The organism is Psychrobacter pocilloporae, from assembly GCF_029872915.1.
GTDB classification, from domain to species: Bacteria; Pseudomonadota; Gammaproteobacteria; order Pseudomonadales; family Moraxellaceae; genus Psychrobacter; species Psychrobacter pacificensis.
Map to the genome: position 1 here is coordinate 2,323,156 of NZ_PGFT01000001.1, position 18,793 is coordinate 2,341,948.

The following is an 18,793-nucleotide window of genomic DNA, read 5'->3' on the forward strand; positions in this document are numbered from 1 at the left end:
CCTTTAGTAGTTATATATAAATAGTAGCTATATAAAAAGCTAAAAATTTTAGCTGCATCTGATGCTTTACTTATTTAATGATTACCCCCTCAAACTCACTAAACTAATAATAAGGAAAAACAATGTCTTATACGTTTAATCGTCAATTCCCCGAGACTCGCCTGCGCCGCTTGCGCTACAACGATAATATCCGTGCTATGATTCGTGAAGTCGAGCTTCACCCCAAACATTTCATAGCCCCAGTATTTGTATTAGAAGGTAGTAATCAGCGCGAGGCCATCGCCAGTATGCCGGGCGTTGAGCGCTTATCGATAGACCTATTGATTAATTATGCCAAAGAGCTTTTAAGCGAGGGCGTGACGACTATCGATATTTTCCCTGTTATCGACAACTCGCTAAAAACTCCTGATGGCAAAGCGGCCTATGATGAGAATGGACTAAGCGCGCGTGCCGTAGCAGCACTAAAAGACGCAGTGCCTGAGATGGTGGTGATGACCGATGTGGCGCTCGACCCTTATACGTCACACGGTCAAGACGGCTTGCTTGATGACAGTGGTTATGTGGTCAATGATGACACCGTTGAGGTGCTGGTCAAGCAAGCACTCGTCCATGCTAGAGCTGGCGCTGATATCATCTCTCCAAGTGATATGATGGATGGCCGTATCAAAGCCATGCGTGATGCCTTTGAAAGCGAAGGTCTTGTCAATACCGCTATCATGGCTTACTCTGCCAAATACGCTTCTGCTTATTATGGGCCGTTCCGTGATGCAGTCGGTAGCGCCGGCAACCTAAAAGGCGGTCATAAAAAACAATATCAGATGGACTTTGGTAACCGCGCTGAAGCTTTGCACGAAGTGGCGATGGACATCAATGAGGGCGCAGATATGGTGATGATTAAGCCTGGTCAGCCCTATCTCGATCTGATCCGTGAAGTCAAAGACACCTTTGGCGTACCGACTTTTGCCTATCAAGTCTCCGGCGAATACGCGATGCACATGGCAGCTATTCAAAACGGCTGGCTGACTGATGCGGTGATCCTAGAATCGCTTATTGGTTTTCGCCGCGCCGGTGCCGATGGTATCTTGACTTACTTTGCACTTGAGGCAGCTCGGCAGTTAAATAATGGTTAATATCAATTAAAATGCCTTTTACATTGTAAAACACCCCAGCTGCTTCCCAGCTGCTTCATAGTCGCTGGGGTGTTTTTTATTGAAATTCTATTTATGCTTAGCCTTTTTTGTTCACATGTATAAAGCAAACATGTCTATAGCTGATCACGATGATGGGCTGTTGTAAAATCAATAGCAGGGCCAATAGGGATGATACGAGTGGGGTTGATATTGGCGTGGCTGGTGTAATAGTGCTGCTTGATGTGCTCCATATTCACGGTCTCAGCGATACCTGGAACTTGGTATAGATCACGCAGATATCCCCACAGGTTTGGATAGTCGATAATGCGGCGTAGGTTGCATTTAAAATGCCCAACATAGACCGCGTCAAAACGAACTAAGGTGGTAAACAGTCGCCAATCCGCTTCGGTGATAGTGCTCCCTGTGAGGTAACGCTTATCTGCTAGGCGCGCTTCCAGTGTATCTAATGCAGCAAACAGCTCAATCACCGCCTCTTCATAAGCCTCTTGTGTGGTCGAAAATCCAGCCTTGTACACCCCATTATTAATCGTCGTATAGACAAACGCATTGATATCATCGATTTCTGGCAATAACGATGCTGGCGAGAAATCGCCTGCCAGAGCGCCAACGTCGTCAAAAGCTGAATTAAACATACGAATGATCTCTGATGATTCATTACTCACAATCGTATTGGTCTTTTTGTCCCATAAAATCGGAACAGTAACCCGTCCCGTATAATTGGGTTTTGCTTTAATATAAAGCTCATAAGCATAATCTGCATGGATAAGCGGATCAGGGATTACTCCCTCGCCCTCTGCAAACGTCCAACCATTCTCTCCCATGTAAGGGTTGACCACAGAGATCGGAATGATCTGCTCCAAACCTTTGAGCTTACGATAAATTAAAGTACGGTGTGCCCAAGGACAGGCTAGCGACACGTACAGGTGATAGCGATCAGGCTCAGCCTTAAACCCGCCTACGCCCGTAGGACCTGCACTACCATCTGCGGTGATCCAGTTCCTAAACCCGGCATCCTCACGCTCAAATCGCCCGCCGTTTTCTTCCGTGTCGTACCATTTGTCTTGCCACTTACCATCTACCAATAAGCCCATGTCATTCTCCGACTAATTCTAATTTTCGTTGAATACCTAGTTGACACAAATGACTTTACATCATTGCTCTTATGACAACCACATTCGTTAGAGGAATATGATATCAGTTATAAGAGCTTACCCATTAAGTTTTACTCTGTTATTAACAATAAAAACTAAACTGGTTAAAATAAATATTTAGAAAATATACATAAAAAACATACTGTAGTGTTTGATAATAACGCGCGACGTCAAATACTATGATAATAAAATAAGATAATTATAAAAAAGGCTTGCAAAGTCTGAAAAACTTGCTAAAATGCATGGCCTAAATAGGCGTATAGCTCAGTTGGTTAGAGCGCTACCTTGACATGGTAGAGGTCGTTGGTTCGAATCCGATTACGCCTACCAGATTCGAAAAGCCCCAATCTTAAGATTGGGGCTTTTTTTATGCCTGAGATATAAGGGCTGTGGCGGAATAGATAGATTAATATTAATTAGACTTTAGACCTTTCTACATTTAAACAATTAGCACTGAAAAATCTGTGTGCCCAAAATGTGCCCAAGTTGCGCCTTCCCTTAATTTTTCCTATTTATCAATATAGTCTTTTTGACCTCTACTCTAGTTGTTCTAAAACCACCCTAAAACTAATTTACTTTTCTTCATCTAGCGACTCGTTAGGTACATAAGTAAATAAATCACCTACCTCAATATTTAATGCCTCACAAATTTTATCCATAGTCTCGAAATCGATTCTTGATGTTTGCTCATTATAGATCTTGTGCATAGTCGACTTGCTAATTCCTGTCATTCTTATCAAATCTGCCACTTTCATACGCCGTTCAGCTAGTAGTACCGGTAAATTACATAAAATCATCAATAATTCCTCAATAGACTAAAAAAGTACTTGCATCGACTTACGATAGCTAGTAAAGTACTTCTATCGAACAACAAAATACTTTCATAAAATTATTTGTTATCTCGATAAAACAATCTAGTTATTTAATTGGCTTATAAGGAATTTATTATGTCACATACCTACCTAACTACCCAAGAGCTTTCTGAGCTCATTAAGTATAACCCTCGTACGATACGTAATGAGCTCAAAGATACTGTGCTTATCGAAGGTATTCATTACATCCGGCCGTTTGGTGGACGCAAAATTTTATATGTTTGGGAAGAGATCGAAAAAGATATGCGTACTGGTATTACCGGTAGCATCAACGCTATGGCACTACAATAAGGAGAACTATCATGGCTAGTATTAGGACACGTAAGGGTAGCAATATGCTATTTGTCGACTTTCGCTATATGAACAAACGCTGTAGGGAGACGACAAACCTCATTGACACGCCAGCGAATCGTAAAAAGCTTGAAAAAGTGATTGAAAAAATGGAAGCAGAGATTACCTTGGGCATATTTAGTTATGCTAAGTATTTCCCCAAAAGCGATAAATGCGATGAGATGATGGCGTTAAGTGATCGCAAGGACTGTCTTCAAAGTGACGTCCTTTCATTTAAGGAATTTGCGCTGCTATGGTTTTCTGAAAAAGAGATCGAATGGCGTGATACTTACAAACGTAAGATTAAAGAAATTATTGATATGTATTTATTGCCTAAGTTTGGCACTAAGCCTATTCATATCATAAAAAAGACAGATGTATTAGCCTTCCGTTCATCGCTCGCCAAAGTAACGTACGGAAAAGCTAACAAACATCTGTCAGCGGCACGCATCAATTCGATAATGGTACCTTTAGGTATGATACTAAAAGAAGCCTCTAAACGCTACCATTTTGAAAACCCTTACTACGATATTAAATCCCTTAAGGAGCCTAAGACTGATATTCAACCTTTCACGCTTGAGGAGGTTTGGACGTTCATTAACGGCGTTAGGGAAGACTATCGTAACTATTACTTAGTAAGATTCTTTACAGGTATGCGTACGAGTGAGATCGATGGCTTAACTTGGGAAAATATCGACTTTAATCGTCGCGAGATTGTCATTAAGCAAGCTTTGGTCAAAGGTAAGATCGTACCGCCTAAGACGCAGGAGTCTTATAGAGCTATTCAGATGTCTCCTTGGGTATATGAGGCCCTAGTGGAGCAGCAAGACATTACATACAAGCGTTCTGACTATGTGTTCTGCGCGCATACGGGTGAACCACTTGATTACAACAACGTGAATAAGCGTGTTTGGCATCCAACTCTTAAAATTTTAGGTCTGAAAAAGCGCAATGCTTATCAGACTCGTCATACTGCAGCGACGCTATGGTTGGCTGCTGGCGAAAGTCCTGAATGGATTGCCAGTCAAATGGGACACTCTACGACCAAGATGCTATTCAACACGTATAGCCGTTACGTACCGAATATGACTCGGCAGGATGGTAGTGCATTTGAGGCTTTAGTCAATCGTAGTCAATTGGTTCAATCCTCTGCTGACTAGGAGACGTCACAATGAAAATCATTAATTATGAAAAGCTGTTTAGCGAGTTTAAGCCTGATGGTGCTATCAGTGAAGATGCTAATGAGATTGCTAATACGCTCATTCGTGAACTTTTTATTCAATCTGGCACTGGTTTAGTACGCCTCTTAGGAATGAAACCTTGTTTTGATAATCATATGGCGATACGCGTATGGGTACAGAAACGTTTAGATGCTAATAGTGGCTATATAGTTGACGAGATGTTCAGCCAGTTAGAAAGCGAGCTTTATGTCCTTTTACCGCAAACCATCTATGGCTACTAAGGAGAATACTATGAGTATAAGTTTCGTGTTCGACCCAACGCTTAATGAGGCAGTTAAAGACTTTTGCCGTGAGTACTGGTCTTATAATTCGCCCGATAATTATCTCGCTCATGTAGAGATCCTATGTCAGTCTTACGGTATAAGCTACTCTTTACTGTTTAGGACACTCTCGAAGTGTCAGGCATATCTAGACGATGTGCATTGTGAGTACTGCGGTCGTCCATACGAGCTTGATGTACCAGCAGATATACCTTATGCAAGAAGTTTGCGCTCTTGGTTTTGCGAAGGGTGTATTAGCTTCTCAGGGGGACAGATTACTGTAAGTAGATAGACTACTAAGTGTAATTAATTACCAGATAACTTAGGTTATCTGGTTTTTTATTGCCTTTTAAATCTTTAACGACATTTGTTGTCGCGAATGCTTCAATTATATGTTGTTACCCTTACTAAATTAAGATATTGTTATCCTAAATATTTTAAACAACTTATGTTTGGATAATAGCGCACCAATGAAAAATCTAAATATTCAAAATAAGCAAGCAGACTCTCTTGAGCAGAAGTTTATTGCGCATGTACGGCAAAGTGATGGCGCTGAGCAGCTACTCTATGATCATTTAACAGGAACGGCAGAAATAAGTAGGGCGCTAGCCCTGAAAATCGGGCTGCCATTATCAGGTGAATTGATTGGACTGGTACATGACCTTGGCAAATACAGCACGGCGTTTCAAGAATATATAAAAGAGTGTGTCATCCATGATAACTATAAAGAATTGGGTTTAGATGAAGATGAAGAGGCTGAAATATTACGTAGAGGGAAACCAACGAAAGGCTCAGTGGACCACTCTACAGCGGGCGCTATTTATCTTAAAGAGCAGTTTGAAAAATTAGGCTCAAGTTATCTAAAAGCACATACACAACAAAAAATCCGCCGCTATGAGGGGCAACTACTGGCGGATATGATGTTCATTTGCGTGGCATCACATCATAGCGGTCTTGTTAATGTCGTCGGACAAAATGCCCAACCATATTTACTCAACCGCAAAAACAAACCTGAAGAAAAAACCCACTATACCCAAGCCCTAGAGCGTGCCAAGCAAGAGCAGCTGTTTGCGCAATTGGATGACAGCTTTAAAAAAGACACGCTAAAAGAGTTTCAAGGCATTGTCAAAAAAATCATGGTGGATAGTCGCGCTACGGACAAGCAAAAAGACTTTTATTTGGGATTTTTGACCCGCTTACTGTTTAGCTGTCTGATTGATGCTGACCGTAGTAACAGTATCGCCTTCGAACACCCAAATCAAGCCCATTTTTTAGACTATAAGCGACCAGACTGGCAAATCGCGATAGATAAAATCGAAACCCTTTATCAAGGCTTCGCTGATAAAGCAGAGCACAGCCCGCCAAACCCAATCAACGAACAACGTAACCACATCGCCCAAACCTGCCTACACGCGGCGCAGTCTGACCAAGGTATTTTTACTTTGACTGTACCAACAGGTGGCGGCAAAACGCTTGCCAGCCTGCGCTTTGCTGTGCAGCATGCTAAACGCCACAACCTCGACCGCATTATCTATATCATCCCTTTTACCAGCATCATTGAACAAAACGCTGCTGAGGTGCGCAAAATTTTAGAAGAAGAAGGCCCCAACGGTGTCTTTGATGGTCAATGGGTTTTAGAACAACATTCAAACCTAGAGCCTGACGTACAGACGTGGCAGAGCAAACTGATTATGGATAATTGGAACGCTCCCATTGTATTTACCACCATGGTACAGTTTTTAGAAAGCTGCTTTGGCGGCGGCACCAAAGGCGTCAGACGCTTGCATCAGCTAAGCCGTGCGGTGCTCATTTTTGATGAGATACAGACTTTACCAATGAATTGCTACTACCTATTTTGTAGCGCGCTCAATTTTTTAACCACCCATGCCAGCGCTACTGCTGTGCTGTGCACCGCCACCCAGCCCGTACTGGACAATTTACCGATAGCACACAATGGCAGCTTGAACTCTGCTACCGAAATCATTGGCGAGCGCACTCAGCTACATACCCTATTCGATACTTTGCAGCGCGTCGATATTCATGACCATACTAAAAACCCTCAAGATTTAGATGGCTTGACAAATTATGTTAATCATAATTTTGCTCAATTTAGCAGCACCTTGGTCATCGTTAATACTAAGACATGGGCCAGTCAGCTTTATCAGAAACTATCAGACACCGTGTCTGAAAACGAGCTATATCATTTAAGTACGTCCCAATGCGCTCGCCACCGTAAAGACTTATTAGACCAAATTAGAAACCGTTTAAAACAAGGTTTACCGACTTTGGTTATATCAACCCAACTGATTGAAGCTGGCGTGGATGTGTCGTTTCGTTCCATCGTGCGCTTTTTAGTAGGGCTTGATAGTATTGCGCAGGCGGCGGGACGCTGTAACCGTCATGGTGAGATGCGTGACGACCAAGACAAGCCTGTCAAAGGGCAAGTATTTATCGTACGTCCAGAGAGCGAAAACCTAAGTAAACTGCCTACCATCGCTCAAGGCAAGGCCATCATGAGCAATATTCTGTCCCAATGGGCGCATGACGCGTATGGCGATGTACATTTGCTGCACCCCGACATCATGCAGCAGTTTTTCCATCACTACTATCAGACCGAGCACGGTATAAAAGAAATGGCATATCCCATTAAAGACAGTAAAGGTAAATCTGCAGGTACCGAAACCTTATATAACTGGCTGAGCAGTAATAGCACCAATCCATTGACTAATAATAACAATGCGCAGCGGCATCAAGCCGAGCAATTTCCGCAGCTTTGGCAGTCCTTTATGGACGCAGGGCGCACCTTTAAAGCCATCGACGCACCAACCAAAGCCATTATTGTGCCGTACCTTGAGGAAGGACGGCATTTGATTAGCGCGCTTTGCAATACAAGCGTGAGTGACAGCCATTTTTATCAGCTGGTGCGAGACGCGCAACAATACAGTATCAATGTCTTTGCGCATACTTTTGATGCTCTATTTACCGCAGGCGCGTTACATACCGTCAGAGACACAGGTATTTTTATCTTATCTGAGGCCTTTTATGACGCTCAGATGGGACTTAATATTGAAGGAACGAGTGAATTGGATTTATTAGCGTTTTAGGACAGTTATGCAAACGCGCATCGCACTATATCAAAATACAAAATAAAAGGAGAAACTGTGAAAAACCAAATTGAATTTTTACTTAGAGGGCGTCATGCCCTGTTTACCGACCCCATCACTCGTATTGGTGGCGAAAAAACCAGCTATCATTTGCCGACTTATGAGGCTTTAAAAGGGGTTTGTAAATCTATTTACTGGAAACCCTCCATCATCTGGTATATCGACAGAGTGCGCGTCATCAATCCTATCCGCACACAAACCAAAGGTGTCAAGCCGATTAAGTTTAATGAAAGCGGTAACGACTTGGCGTATTACACCTATTTGCATGATGTCGCCTATCAAGTGCAAGCGCACTTTGAATGGAACATGCACCGCCCCGAGTTAGCCGCTGACCGCATTGATGGTAAACATTACAGTATTGCCCAGCGCATGCTGAATAAAGGCGGACGCCAAGACATCTTTTTAGGTACACGCGAGTGCCAAGGCTATGTTGAGCCTTGCGAATTTGGTAGCGGTAAAGGTGCTTATGATGACGTTGATGAACTGGGTTATGGCTTGATGTTTCATAGTTTTGCCTACCCTGACGAGACTGGCTTGGACGCACTGCACAGTCGATTTTGGCAAGCCGTTATGCACTTTGGCGTTATTGATTTTCCAAAGCCTACTGACAACTTAACGCTAGATGCCCAAAACGGGATGCCAAACCGCTTTGTCCGCAATATGAGCGCCAAAGACTTTGCCCTTGATAATAACATGCAGTCAGTAAGTCAGACGGAGGCCTCGTTATGAGCTGGTTACAACGACTTTACCAAACCTATGAAGCCGCCAGTCAAAACGCCGACCTACAAGCGCAAGACCAGAAGCTGATGCCTTATTATCATGTCAATCAAAACGTGCAAATTGTCATCACGATTAATGACAAAGGTGACTTTGTCCGTGCTGAGGTGTGCCGCGATGACAATGGCAAAGTCAAATCAAAATACCTTGCCATTCCTGCGACCAATGACTCTGCCAATCGTACATCAGGCGCAGTAGCACATCCACTATCCGATAAGTTGCAATATGTCGCTAAAGATTTTTTTGATTACAGTCAGAATAAAAAAGATTTGTATCCATTATATGAAGACATATTATCTACATGGTGCAGCTCAGAACATTCACACCCCAAAGCACAGTCCGTCTTAACTTACGTCAAAAAAGGCACGCTGGTCAAAGATTTAATCGACGCTCATGTTTTGATTGTTGACCCTGATAACAAAAGCAAGCTTGCCTACCCTGAACAAGCCAGCGATTATCCCGATAGCATTTTAGCGGCGCTCAATAAAAACAAAGGCGTCTTTGATCAGGGCGCAGCATTTATTGTGTGGAATGTCATTGCCAGTAGCTTAGACACCCCTACTCAGCACGTCACCGAGACATGGCGTGATGACAACTTGTTTGCCGCATGGCAGCAGTTTTACGCCACTTTAGACAGTACCGATGGCTTTTGTTACATCACTGGCAACACCAGTCCACTCGCCAGCAAGCACCCCAACCGCATCTTACGCAGCTCAACCAATGCCAAACTCATCTCTGCTAATGATGCGACAGGCTACACATTTCGTGGTCGCTTTACCGATACAACAGGTATGCAGGCAGCAGGTATTAGCGCCGTGGTCACCGAAAAGGCGCACGCCGCGCTATCATGGCTGCTGTCGCGACAAGGACGTGAAGAAGCGGGACAAGCCATCGTTGCATGGTCAATATCAGGTATCGAAGTGCCGCAACCAACCAGCGTCGCCGCACCGCTGGACGTACTAGACGCATCTAAGACATCTGACAACGACGGTAATGACTTTGAAGAATATGACGATGACGAAGCATCAGACACAGAACCTACGTTTCAGCACCGTAACGACTTGGGTTATCGCTTTGCCACACATTTACGCAATACCTTACAAGGCTACCGCCAACAACTGCCCGAGCATCAGCAAATCTCTATTATTAGCTTAGAGGCCGCCACTCCTGGACGTATGGCGGTGACGTACTACCATGAAAGTATGCCCAGTGAATATATAGACGCCTTACAAGCGTGGTATACGCAGTTTGCGTGGTATCACACTTATAGAGATGATGACAGCAACCAACAACGACTGGGTATTCAATCGCCTACCCCAAAGCAGATTGCACAGGTTGCCTATGGCGCACGCCTGTCCGATGCGTTAAAGAAACAAGTGGTCGCTCAAGTATTGCCCTGTATCGTTGAAGGAGAAGCACGCCGCTTTCCTAGACAGCTGGTCGAGCTGTGCATCAAACGCGCTTGTAACCCACTGGCCCTTGAGCACTGGGAGTGGGAGCAGGCGCTAAGTACAGCGTGCGCCTTATACCGTGGCTATTATTTAAGACAATCAGACGATAAAAAAAGGAGCTATACCGTGGCACTACAACCTGAGCTTACCAGCCGAGACTATCTATACGGACGTTTATTGGCAGTTGCTGAAGACATCGAAAGCCTCGCGCTATATGTCGCTGGAGAAAAGCGCAACACCACCGCCCAGCGCTATATGCAACAGTTCGCCAATCGACCTTTTACCACATGGCGCAACATTGAGCTGGCACTAAAGCCTTATGAAAACCGCCTAAAATCCAATCGTGGCGGCTACTTGGCTAAAAAACAGCAGCTGATTGATGAAATTATGAGTGCATTTACCAGCGACCGTTTTACCGATGATTCAGCATTATCGGGAGAATTTTTATTAGGATATCACAGCCAAAAAATGCAATTTAAATTAGACAAAGAGTACGCGAAAGCCGAAGTAGAAAATGATAGCGATGCTGCATAACCCAATCAGTGTCCAACAACACCCTATTTTTTTAATGACAAATAAGAGGAAACCTCATGAGCGCCAACGAAAATACTTTAAACCATAAAATTGATTTTGCCATCATTATTGAAGTGAATAATGCCAATCCAAACGGCGACCCCCTAAACGGTAACCGTCCTCGTACTGACTTTGCAGGGAATGGCGAGATTACTGATGTGTGTCTAAAACGCAAAATCCGCGATCGACTACAAGAGGCGGGTGAAACTATTTTTGTACAGTCGGATGAGAAAAAAACGGATGGCATGACCAGCTTAAAAAATCGTGCTTATGACGAAGACGTTGGTTTAGGCAAAAACGCCTTTGAAGCCAACAAAAAAGAAAACATTGAAGCCAAACGTGATGAAACAGCGCAAAAAGCTTGTGAAAAATGGTTCGATGTACGTGCCTTTGGTCAAGTGTTTGCCTTTAAAGCAGATGCTAAAAATGCTGATGGTGTCTCTATCCCTATCCGTGGTCCTGTCAGTATTCAATCTGCCTTTAGCTTACAGCCTGTTGATATCACCAGTACCCAAATCACCAAAAGCGTCAGTGGTGAAGGCGATGGTACGAAAAAAGGCAGCGATACGATGGGTATGAAGCACCGCGTGGATAAAGGCATCTATGTGACTTATGGTGCGATTACGCCGCAACTGGCGGAACGTACAGGTTTTAGTGATGCTGATGCCGACAAGATCAAAGAGATACTCCCTAAGCTGTTCGAAGGTGACGCTTCCTCTGCTCGTCCTGAAGGCAGCATGCAGGTCAAAAAGGTCATTTGGTGGGAACATAGCAGCAAATCAGGGCAACACTCATCTGCTAAGGTGCATCGCAGTTTAAAAGAATTGCTTGATAATCACGGCGCATTTGATGAAGACGCGTTAAAGTCAGCTTTAGCAGAATTAGAGCCTAATATTATTGAAGGGTTTTAACCTTTAACTTTTCGTATCGTCATAGATATTGAGCAGGCGTAAACGATAAGCGCTTGCTCACCTTTTTAATTAAAAAGGCGGACACAAATGCAAACCCTCTACCTATCCCGCTTGCAGCATTACTTATTCTGTCCGCGTCAGTTTGCGCTGATTGAGCTTGAGTGCGCGTGGGCGGAGAATGTCTTTACTGCCGAAGGGCAAGTCATGCACGAAAAGGTCAACAGTGGCGGACACGATACGCGTGGCAATATAAAGACCGTGCGCACGCTACCGCTTGGCCATCGCGCACTTGGATTAGAGGGGGTTGCTGATGTGGTCGAATATCACACCGATGATACAGGCGCACAAATTCCGTTTCCTATCGAATACAAACGCGGTAAGCCCAAATCACATCGTGCGGATGAAGTGCAATTGTGCGCGCAAGCACTATGCTTAGAAGATATGCATGATTGCACCGTCAGTGAGGGCGCGCTGTTTTATGGTAAAACCCGTCGCCGTCATACGGTAGGTTTTGATGAGGAGCTGCGGCAAATTACCTTAGATGCGATTAACGAGTGTCGGCATATTATTGAATCTAAGCAGACGCCAAAGCCAAGTTATAGTACCAGTAAATGCCGAAATTGTTCACTCAAAGACATCTGCCATCCTAAGGTTTTTAATAAAAATGCCAAGGCTTGGTTAAACAAAAAAATAGTGACCAGTTTAGAAGAAACGGATCACTAATTTATTAATGTATTTGCATAAAGCAGTGAAGCTATTAATCCTTTTGTTGCGGCTGCGCATCATTCTTCGGCTGTTGTGGATTTAACTGCTTGCCTTTATTACCTTGATTCTGGTCATAGGCTTTGTTAGTACCGTCAGACCCTTTGTTAGGATTTTGCATATCAGCTTCGTTATTGGAGTAACTCATGTTTTATTCCTTGATAATAGTTGAGAAGTAGTCCATTTAACCTAGCACAATAAAGAGCTATATTCAAAAATACACAGCTGAACGCTAGAAAATAATGATTAGGAAACCCTATGCGCTCATTAAAAAATACCTTATTCGTGCAAACCCAAGGCGCATGGCTCAATAAACAGGGCGAAAACGTCGTTATGAATATCGACTATGAGGTCAAAGGTCGCGTCCCTATTCATAAGCTCGATGCGATTGTCTGCTTTGGGCAAGTGTCGATATCACCTGCACTGATGGCGCACTGTACCGAAAACGCCATTACCATCACTCATCTCAATCAATATGGTAAGTTCCAAGCGCGTATCGAAGGTGCGGTCAGTGGCAATGTACTCCTTCGCCGTGAGCAATATCGCATCAGTGACGACCCTAAGCGCGTACAGCCAATCTGTCATAGTATTATCTTAGGTAAAGTCCATAATCAACGCCAAGTCATTCGCCGCTATCTGCGCGATTATAAAAGCCAGCTAGATGAGTCTACAATTAAAAGCTTGGACTCAGCGCAGCAGCGCTTAGAGCGCGGTCTCAATAAAATATTGACTACGCAAAACTTGCCTGACCTGTTAGGTCGTGAGGGTGAGATGGCGAGCGTTTACTTTAGTGTGTTTCCACAATTTATTCGCAACCCTGATTTTAGCTTTGCTAAACGCACTCGCAATCCGCCGACCGACGCCGTCAACGCCCTACTTTCTTTTACTTATACCTTAATGACTCATGACTGCCGTAGTGCACTTGAGACCGTAGGACTTGATCCGTCTTGCGGGGTATTCCATCAACTACGCCCTGGGCGCCCTTCACTTGCATTAGATTTAGTTGAAGAGTTTCGTCCTATCGTCGATCGCTTTGTATTATCACTTATTAATAAAAAGCAGCTGGGTAAATCAGACTTTAAGACTGAAGCGAATGGCGCAGTTTGGCTTAAGGATGAGGCTAGGCAAACCTTTTTTAAGGCATGGCATGACCGTAAGCAGCAAACCATTTATCATGAATGGTTTGAGGAAACCGTACCCTTTGGTTTACTACCGCATTTGCAGGCGACAATTATGGCGCGTCATATTAGGGGCGATATTGATGCTTATATTCCTTTTTTATGGAAATAAATTGCTGCATAAAGAATAAATAAACAAGGAAGGTTATTATGATGGTATTGGTCACTTACGATATCAGCTCAGAGGGTGCATCGAGTGCCAAACGTCTGCGCCACATTGCTAAGCATTGTTTGAACTATGGGCAACGGGTACAATACTCAGTATTTGAAATTGAGGTCAATCCAGCTGAGTGGGCAATGCTTAGAGCCAAGCTTGAAGATATTATCGATCATAGCGTTGATAGTTTGCGCTATTACTATCTTGGTAAAAACTGGCAAAGTAAAGTAGAGCACGTAGGAGCAAAACCTGTGCTAGACTTAAACGATGTATTGCTGTTTTAGCCGCTATCATTATAAATAATCACTTTTAAACCTACTATTTGACTGTCATAAGGTCGATGCGAACCTATAGTGTACATAAAATCTCTAGGAGACTCGCAAAGGGATCGCAATGCTATTTAACAACTTGATTTCACTATCTTTATTTTCTCACATTAAAAACTTGGTAAGCAAGATGTTTGCCAAATTCGCTCATGGTTTAGACGTTCGCATATTCCAAGGTTTTTCCTTAACCTTATTAGCGACTTAAACTAGGGGCTTTCGCACCCATCACGGGTGCGTGGATTGAAACATTGTGATGATGGCGCGACATTTATCTATAACCTTCGCACCCATCACGGGTGCGTGGATTGAAACAGCAAAAGCTTGTGCGGTGGCCAGCTCTTTGTCTTTCGCACCCATCACGGGTGCGTGGATTGAAACCCTTACAACCGTGAAAGCCCTTTACATTGGCTGTTCGCACCCATCACGGGTGCGTGGATTGAAACAATAATCATCAGCTCACGCGCGGCGAACGTATCGTTCGCACCCATCACGGGTGCGTGGATTGAAACGCTGACACTAAAAGCGGATAACGTGTCATCAATATTCGCACCCATCACGGGTGCGTGGATTGAAACATGACGTTATCGTCACTCATTGCGATTTTTGATTCGCACCCATCACGGGTGCGTGGATTGAAACAGAATGGCGACCTTGTGATTGTCGGTGCACGCCTTCGCACCCATCACGGGTGCGTGGATTGAAACCTCACCTGCCAACGCCATGTAAGCAGCCCCATCTTCGCACCCATCACGGGTGCGTGGATTGAAACAAGCTGAATAGGCGAATCATCAGTATGAACCGAGATTCGCACCCATCACGGGTGCGTGGATTGAAACTAGCTCTGCGTCAGCACCACCCGCTGCACCTTCTTCGCACCCATCACGGGTGCGTGGATTGAAACGTTATAAACCCACTCATGTGATTTGTCGTAGTTATTCGCACCCATCACGGGTGCGTGGATTGAAACTCGCTTAGCCATGCAGCGTAGTCCTGCTCGTATGTTCGCACCCATCACGGGTGCGTGGATTGAAACGATGTCTGTCAAGTAGTGCTGGGCAATCTCTTTTTCGCACCCATCACGGGTGCGTGGATTGAAACTAAAGTGGCACACGTTATTTTATTCGCCCGCAAATTCGCACCCATCACGGGTGCGTGGATTGAAACGCCTTTTTCGCCGATGAGCAAACTGAGCCATGCTTCGCACCCATCACGGGTGCGTGGATTGAAACTAACACCCTTGCATCAGGCAGGTAGTAACGTGCTTCGCACCCATCACGGGTGCGTGGATTGAAACTTGGTTGCCAGGGCATCAAAATCGTTACAAGGCTTCGCACCCATCACGGGTGCGTGGATTGAAACAGGAGATCGAAACTATCTGACAATTCAACAATTTCGCACCCATCACGGGTGCGTGGATTGAAACACTATGCAGACGCAATTCATGAGTCGGTCGATTTTCGCACCCATCACGGGTGCGTGGATTGAAACGGATGATGTTTCGTACACACCATATAGTTGCTGTTCGCACCCATCACGGGTGCGTGGATTGAAACGGTTAGCGATGCTCAGTCCGAGGCACTGCCGCTGTTCGCACCCATCACGGGTGCGTGGATTGAAACCTATTAATGGTTTTAGGACGCATCTGCCCCATATTCGCACCCATCACGGGTGCGTGGATTGAAACCACTGAGTAAAGTGACCATAAATTGTATAGCTCTTCGCACCCATCACGGGTGCGTGGATTGAAACAAGCGTCATCTCGCTAAAGTCGTCGCTGATTAATTCGCACCCATCACGGGTGCGTGGATTGAAACGTCGTAGTACGGATCCCCATCAACCCCTCACCCTTCGCACCCATCACGGGTGCGTGGATTGAAACGTTTAGGATTTGGACGGCTTTGGGTTGTATTGCTTCGCACCCATCACGGGTGCGTGGATTGAAACGTCAAACACTGATTTAAAATCATTCGCTATTTTTTCGCACCCATCACGGGTGCGTGGATTGAAACTCGACGCTCATGTTGATACAGTACAAAAGGGTTTTCGCACCCATCACGGGTGCGTGGATTGAAACAAAGTTGCTAGCGATCCAGTTACGTTTAGCGACCTTCGCACCCATCACGGGTGCGTGGATTGAAACGGCATCAAGTGCGACAAAAACTGCGTCAAATATTCGCACCCATCACGGGTGCGTGGATTGAAACACTTTAAACGATAAAACCCCTAGCCGTGTAGCTATTCGCACCCATCACGGGTGCGTGGATTGAAACCTGCTAGGTATTCGTTATTACTATTATCGTCTCTTTCGCACCCATCACGGGTGCGTGGATTGAAACATGGTTTTAATTCCTATTTAGTGTATCATTGAATGTTCGCACCCATCACGGGTGCGTGGATTGAAACCTCTAATGTCCCCCATCTATTGCGACCACCTAAATTCGCACCCATCACGGGTGCGTGGATTGAAACAATATAGTAGAAAAAGATGCTGGCGGTACGCATTTCGCACCCATCACGGGTGCGTGGATTGAAACCACCGATGCAATCAACGGCTCTCAACTTTACTTTCGCACCCATCACGGGTGCGTGGATTGAAACAGCACAGCTGTAGGTTTTGGTAATAATGTGGCTGTTCGCACCCATCACGGGTGCGTGGATTGAAACAAACCCTGCGTGGATAAATTAATCTTTGCTACTTCGCACCCATCACGGGTGCGTGGATTGAAACTATATCAATAGGGCTATTGTTACATTCCACATATTCGCACCCATCACGGGTGCGTGGATTGAAACTACTGGTGATAGCCCTATACCTTTACTAATACATTCGCACCCATCACGGGTGCGTGGATTGAAACTACATAATCGTATACTAACATTGTTATATCCTTTTCGCACCCATCACGGGTGCGTGGATTGAAACATACTCCTTTGTTTTGATTAATAATATTCACGCTTCGCACCCATCACGGGTGCGTGGATTGAAACATGATGTTAGCCTTTTATAGTGTATTGCGTTGTTCGCACCCATCACGGGTGCGTGGATTGAAACATAAAAGATGAGTATGATTGTTTTGATAAAAAAGAGTTCGCACCCATCACGGGTGCGTGGATTGAAACTCTTAATTCTACGTAATCATACACTAACATCTCTTCGCACCCATCACGGGTGCGTGGATTGAAACATTAGCTCCTTATTTTGTATTGGTAGGCGTTACTTCGCACCCATCACGGGTGCGTGGATTGAAACACATTAGAACCTCCCACAGATTATATCCCTATAGTTCGCACCCATCACGGGTGCGTGGATTGAAACTAATGGCTGATAGAACCCAGTTAACATCTCCCTTCGCACCCATCACGGGTGCGTGGATTGAAACTCACCTGCTATGAACCCTTTTTGCTCGCTTTGTCCATTCGCACCCATCACGGGTGCGTGGATTGAAACATAGCCGACATTGAGCAGTCTTTGCTTAGTCAATTCGCACCCATCACGGGTGCGTGGATTGAAACAAGCGTGCGTTTGGCGGTTGGCGTCGCGATAAATTCGCACCCATCACGGGTGCGTGGATTGAAACATCACTTAAGCGGTAAAAACATCTACCGTCGGTTTTCGCACCCATCACGGGTGCGTGGATTGAAACTCACTACTCGCATAAGCACACTAAACGCAGCATTCGCACCCATCACGGGTGCGTGGATTGAAACACGTTTAACGGTTACGCTAATTTAATGAGTTTTGTTCGCACCCATCACGGGTGCGTGGATTGAAACATTCAGCATCAGCCATAGATGCTGAATTATTATTCGCACCCATCACGGATGCGTGGATTGAAACGCCATAGTCAACTTTGCTGTTTTTACTAACCGTTTCGCACCCATCACGGGTGCGTGGATTGAAACGTCATCAATGGTATCAGACTGCGTCTCAATGTTTTCGCACCCATCACGGGTGCGTGGATTGAAACCGCGTCTTGGTGTCCATCATGAGACAGGCATACTTCGCACCCATCACGGGTGCGTGGATTGAAACAGCCATGCTTGCGTTGCTGTTTCATCATATACTTCGCACCCATCACGGGTGCGTGGATTGAAACTATCAGTAAATTATGACGCTAATATTGGCGATATTCGCACCCATCACGGGTGCGTGGATTGAAACGATAATTACTATATCATCATTACTTGCTTGCTTGTTCGCACCCATCACGGGTGCGTGGATTGAAACCCTTGCTTGGTTGCGTGAATTGATGAAACTATTTCGCACCCATCACGGGTGCGTGGATTGAAACATCATACATACTTGATAGTCTTCATTGACTAAATTCGCACCCATCACGGGTGCGTGGATTGAAACTATCCAATCGCTAACACTTATTTTATATTGTCCTTCGCACCCATCACGGGTGCGTGGATTGAAACAATTACTACCCTATCATCAATACTTACTTGCTTTCGCACCCATCACGGGTGCGTGGATTGAAACCAA

At 44.8% G+C, this 18,793-nt stretch carries 15 protein-coding genes, 1 tRNA gene and 1 CRISPR repeat array (1 of these 17 cut by a window edge); of the genes, 13 read left to right on the forward strand and 3 right to left on the reverse strand.

The window, feature by feature from the left end:
* Window positions 1–122 precede the first annotated feature (122 nt).
* A complete protein-coding gene (gene hemB, locus CUR83_RS09900; protein ID WP_071001995.1) occupies window positions 123–1,130 on the forward strand; it encodes a porphobilinogen synthase in 1,008 nt (335 codons plus the stop codon).
* Window positions 1,131–1,264: 134 nt separating this feature from the next.
* Here the strand turns inward: hemB and CUR83_RS09905 are convergent, their stop codons facing one another.
* Window positions 1,265–2,242, reverse strand: coding sequence for a glutathione S-transferase family protein (locus CUR83_RS09905; RefSeq protein ID WP_093068682.1), 978 nt, complete (start codon window positions 2,240–2,242; stop codon window positions 1,265–1,267).
* A 313-nt stretch (window positions 2,243–2,555) separates the two neighbouring features.
* Between CUR83_RS09905 and CUR83_RS09910 the strand changes: the two genes are divergently transcribed.
* Window positions 2,556–2,632 (forward strand) — tRNA-Val (locus CUR83_RS09910).
* A 242-nt stretch (window positions 2,633–2,874) separates the two neighbouring features.
* Here CUR83_RS09910 and CUR83_RS09915 read toward each other — a convergent pair.
* Window positions 2,875–3,099: a helix-turn-helix domain-containing protein gene (locus CUR83_RS09915; RefSeq protein ID WP_093068679.1), complete on the reverse strand. Its 225-nt coding sequence runs from the start codon at window positions 3,097–3,099 to the stop codon at window positions 2,875–2,877.
* A 150-nt stretch (window positions 3,100–3,249) separates the two neighbouring features.
* On the opposite strand from CUR83_RS09915, the gene CUR83_RS09920 reads away from it, so the two are divergent.
* From CUR83_RS09920 to cas4, 9 genes are all read left to right on the forward strand, one after another.
* On the forward strand, window positions 3,250–3,465 hold the full coding sequence (locus tag CUR83_RS09920) for a hypothetical protein (protein ID WP_093068677.1): 216 nt from the start codon (window positions 3,250–3,252) through the stop codon (window positions 3,463–3,465).
* An 11-nt stretch (window positions 3,466–3,476) separates the two neighbouring features.
* On the forward strand, window positions 3,477–4,664 hold the full coding sequence (locus tag CUR83_RS09925) for an Arm DNA-binding domain-containing protein (RefSeq protein WP_093068675.1): 1,188 nt from the start codon (window positions 3,477–3,479) through the stop codon (window positions 4,662–4,664).
* An 11-nt stretch (window positions 4,665–4,675) separates the two neighbouring features.
* On the forward strand, window positions 4,676–4,966 hold the full coding sequence (locus tag CUR83_RS09930) for a hypothetical protein (protein ID WP_093068673.1): 291 nt from the start codon (window positions 4,676–4,678) through the stop codon (window positions 4,964–4,966).
* A 10-nt stretch (window positions 4,967–4,976) separates the two neighbouring features.
* Window positions 4,977–5,297 (forward strand): hypothetical protein, encoded by a 321-nt coding sequence (locus CUR83_RS09935; RefSeq protein ID WP_093068671.1) that lies wholly within the window; start codon window positions 4,977–4,979, stop codon window positions 5,295–5,297.
* A gap of 178 nt (window positions 5,298–5,475) precedes the next feature.
* Window positions 5,476–8,109, forward strand: coding sequence for a CRISPR-associated helicase/endonuclease Cas3 (locus CUR83_RS09940; protein ID WP_093068669.1), 2,634 nt, complete (start codon window positions 5,476–5,478; stop codon window positions 8,107–8,109).
* Between the two features lie 57 nt (window positions 8,110–8,166).
* A complete protein-coding gene (cas5c, locus tag CUR83_RS09945) occupies window positions 8,167–8,898 on the forward strand; it encodes a type I-C CRISPR-associated protein Cas5c (protein WP_093068667.1) in 732 nt (243 codons plus the stop codon).
* Window positions 8,895–10,931 carry a type I-C CRISPR-associated protein Cas8c/Csd1 gene (gene cas8c / locus CUR83_RS09950; protein ID WP_071002005.1) on the forward strand — a complete coding sequence of 679 codons (2,037 nt, stop codon included), beginning with the start codon at window positions 8,895–8,897 and terminating at the stop codon, window positions 10,929–10,931. Before cas5c ends, cas8c begins: the two co-directional genes overlap by 4 nt.
* A gap of 56 nt (window positions 10,932–10,987) precedes the next feature.
* The gene (gene cas7c, locus CUR83_RS09955) at window positions 10,988–11,881 is read left to right on the forward strand and encodes a type I-C CRISPR-associated protein Cas7/Csd2 (RefSeq protein WP_071002006.1); all 894 of its coding nucleotides are present in this window, start codon (window positions 10,988–10,990) and stop codon (window positions 11,879–11,881) included.
* Window positions 11,882–11,968: 87 nt separating this feature from the next.
* Window positions 11,969–12,604 carry a CRISPR-associated protein Cas4 gene (cas4, locus tag CUR83_RS09960; RefSeq protein ID WP_071002007.1) on the forward strand — a complete coding sequence of 212 codons (636 nt, stop codon included), beginning with the start codon at window positions 11,969–11,971 and terminating at the stop codon, window positions 12,602–12,604.
* A gap of 34 nt (window positions 12,605–12,638) precedes the next feature.
* On the opposite strand, the gene CUR83_RS09965 is transcribed toward cas4, so the two are convergent.
* On the reverse strand, window positions 12,639–12,791 hold the full coding sequence (locus tag CUR83_RS09965) for a hypothetical protein (RefSeq protein ID WP_197496727.1): 153 nt from the start codon (window positions 12,789–12,791) through the stop codon (window positions 12,639–12,641).
* A gap of 110 nt (window positions 12,792–12,901) precedes the next feature.
* On the opposite strand from CUR83_RS09965, the gene cas1c reads away from it, so the two are divergent.
* Together cas1c and cas2 are read left to right on the forward strand one after the other, a co-directional pair.
* Window positions 12,902–13,933: a type I-C CRISPR-associated endonuclease Cas1c gene (gene cas1c / locus CUR83_RS09970; RefSeq protein WP_071002008.1), complete on the forward strand. Its 1,032-nt coding sequence runs from the start codon at window positions 12,902–12,904 to the stop codon at window positions 13,931–13,933.
* Window positions 13,934–13,971: 38 nt separating this feature from the next.
* Window positions 13,972–14,262 carry a CRISPR-associated endonuclease Cas2 gene (gene cas2 / locus CUR83_RS09975; RefSeq protein WP_212564314.1) on the forward strand — a complete coding sequence of 97 codons (291 nt, stop codon included), beginning with the start codon at window positions 13,972–13,974 and terminating at the stop codon, window positions 14,260–14,262.
* Window positions 14,263–14,519: 257 nt separating this feature from the next.
* Window positions 14,520–18,793: a CRISPR direct-repeat array (repeat unit 32 nt; unit sequence TTCGCACCCATCACGGGTGCGTGGATTGAAAC); it runs 2,666 nt beyond the window's last position.

What these genes read in the sequence shown, in the direction of transcription:
- hemB (WP_071001995.1), top strand. Translation starts at nt 123, where the DNA reads ATGTCTTATACGTTTAATCGTCAATTCCCCGAGACTCGCCTGCGCCGC.
- CUR83_RS09905 (WP_093068682.1), bottom strand. Translation starts at nt 2,242, where the DNA reads ATGGGCTTATTGGTAGATGGTAAGTGGCAAGACAAATGGTACGACACG.
- CUR83_RS09915 (WP_093068679.1), bottom strand. Translation starts at nt 3,099, where the DNA reads ATGATTTTATGTAATTTACCGGTACTACTAGCTGAACGGCGTATGAAA.
- CUR83_RS09920 (WP_093068677.1), top strand. Translation starts at nt 3,250, where the DNA reads ATGTCACATACCTACCTAACTACCCAAGAGCTTTCTGAGCTCATTAAG.
- CUR83_RS09925 (WP_093068675.1), top strand. Translation starts at nt 3,477, where the DNA reads ATGGCTAGTATTAGGACACGTAAGGGTAGCAATATGCTATTTGTCGAC.
- CUR83_RS09930 (WP_093068673.1), top strand. Translation starts at nt 4,676, where the DNA reads ATGAAAATCATTAATTATGAAAAGCTGTTTAGCGAGTTTAAGCCTGAT.
- CUR83_RS09935 (WP_093068671.1), top strand. Translation starts at nt 4,977, where the DNA reads ATGAGTATAAGTTTCGTGTTCGACCCAACGCTTAATGAGGCAGTTAAA.
- CUR83_RS09940 (WP_093068669.1), top strand. Translation starts at nt 5,476, where the DNA reads ATGAAAAATCTAAATATTCAAAATAAGCAAGCAGACTCTCTTGAGCAG.
- cas8c (WP_071002005.1), top strand. Translation starts at nt 8,895, where the DNA reads ATGAGCTGGTTACAACGACTTTACCAAACCTATGAAGCCGCCAGTCAA.
- cas7c (WP_071002006.1), top strand. Translation starts at nt 10,988, where the DNA reads ATGAGCGCCAACGAAAATACTTTAAACCATAAAATTGATTTTGCCATC.
- cas4 (WP_071002007.1), top strand. Translation starts at nt 11,969, where the DNA reads ATGCAAACCCTCTACCTATCCCGCTTGCAGCATTACTTATTCTGTCCG.
- CUR83_RS09965 (WP_197496727.1), bottom strand. Translation starts at nt 12,791, where the DNA reads ATGAGTTACTCCAATAACGAAGCTGATATGCAAAATCCTAACAAAGGG.
- cas1c (WP_071002008.1), top strand. Translation starts at nt 12,902, where the DNA reads ATGCGCTCATTAAAAAATACCTTATTCGTGCAAACCCAAGGCGCATGG.
- cas2 (WP_212564314.1), top strand. Translation starts at nt 13,972, where the DNA reads ATGATGGTATTGGTCACTTACGATATCAGCTCAGAGGGTGCATCGAGT.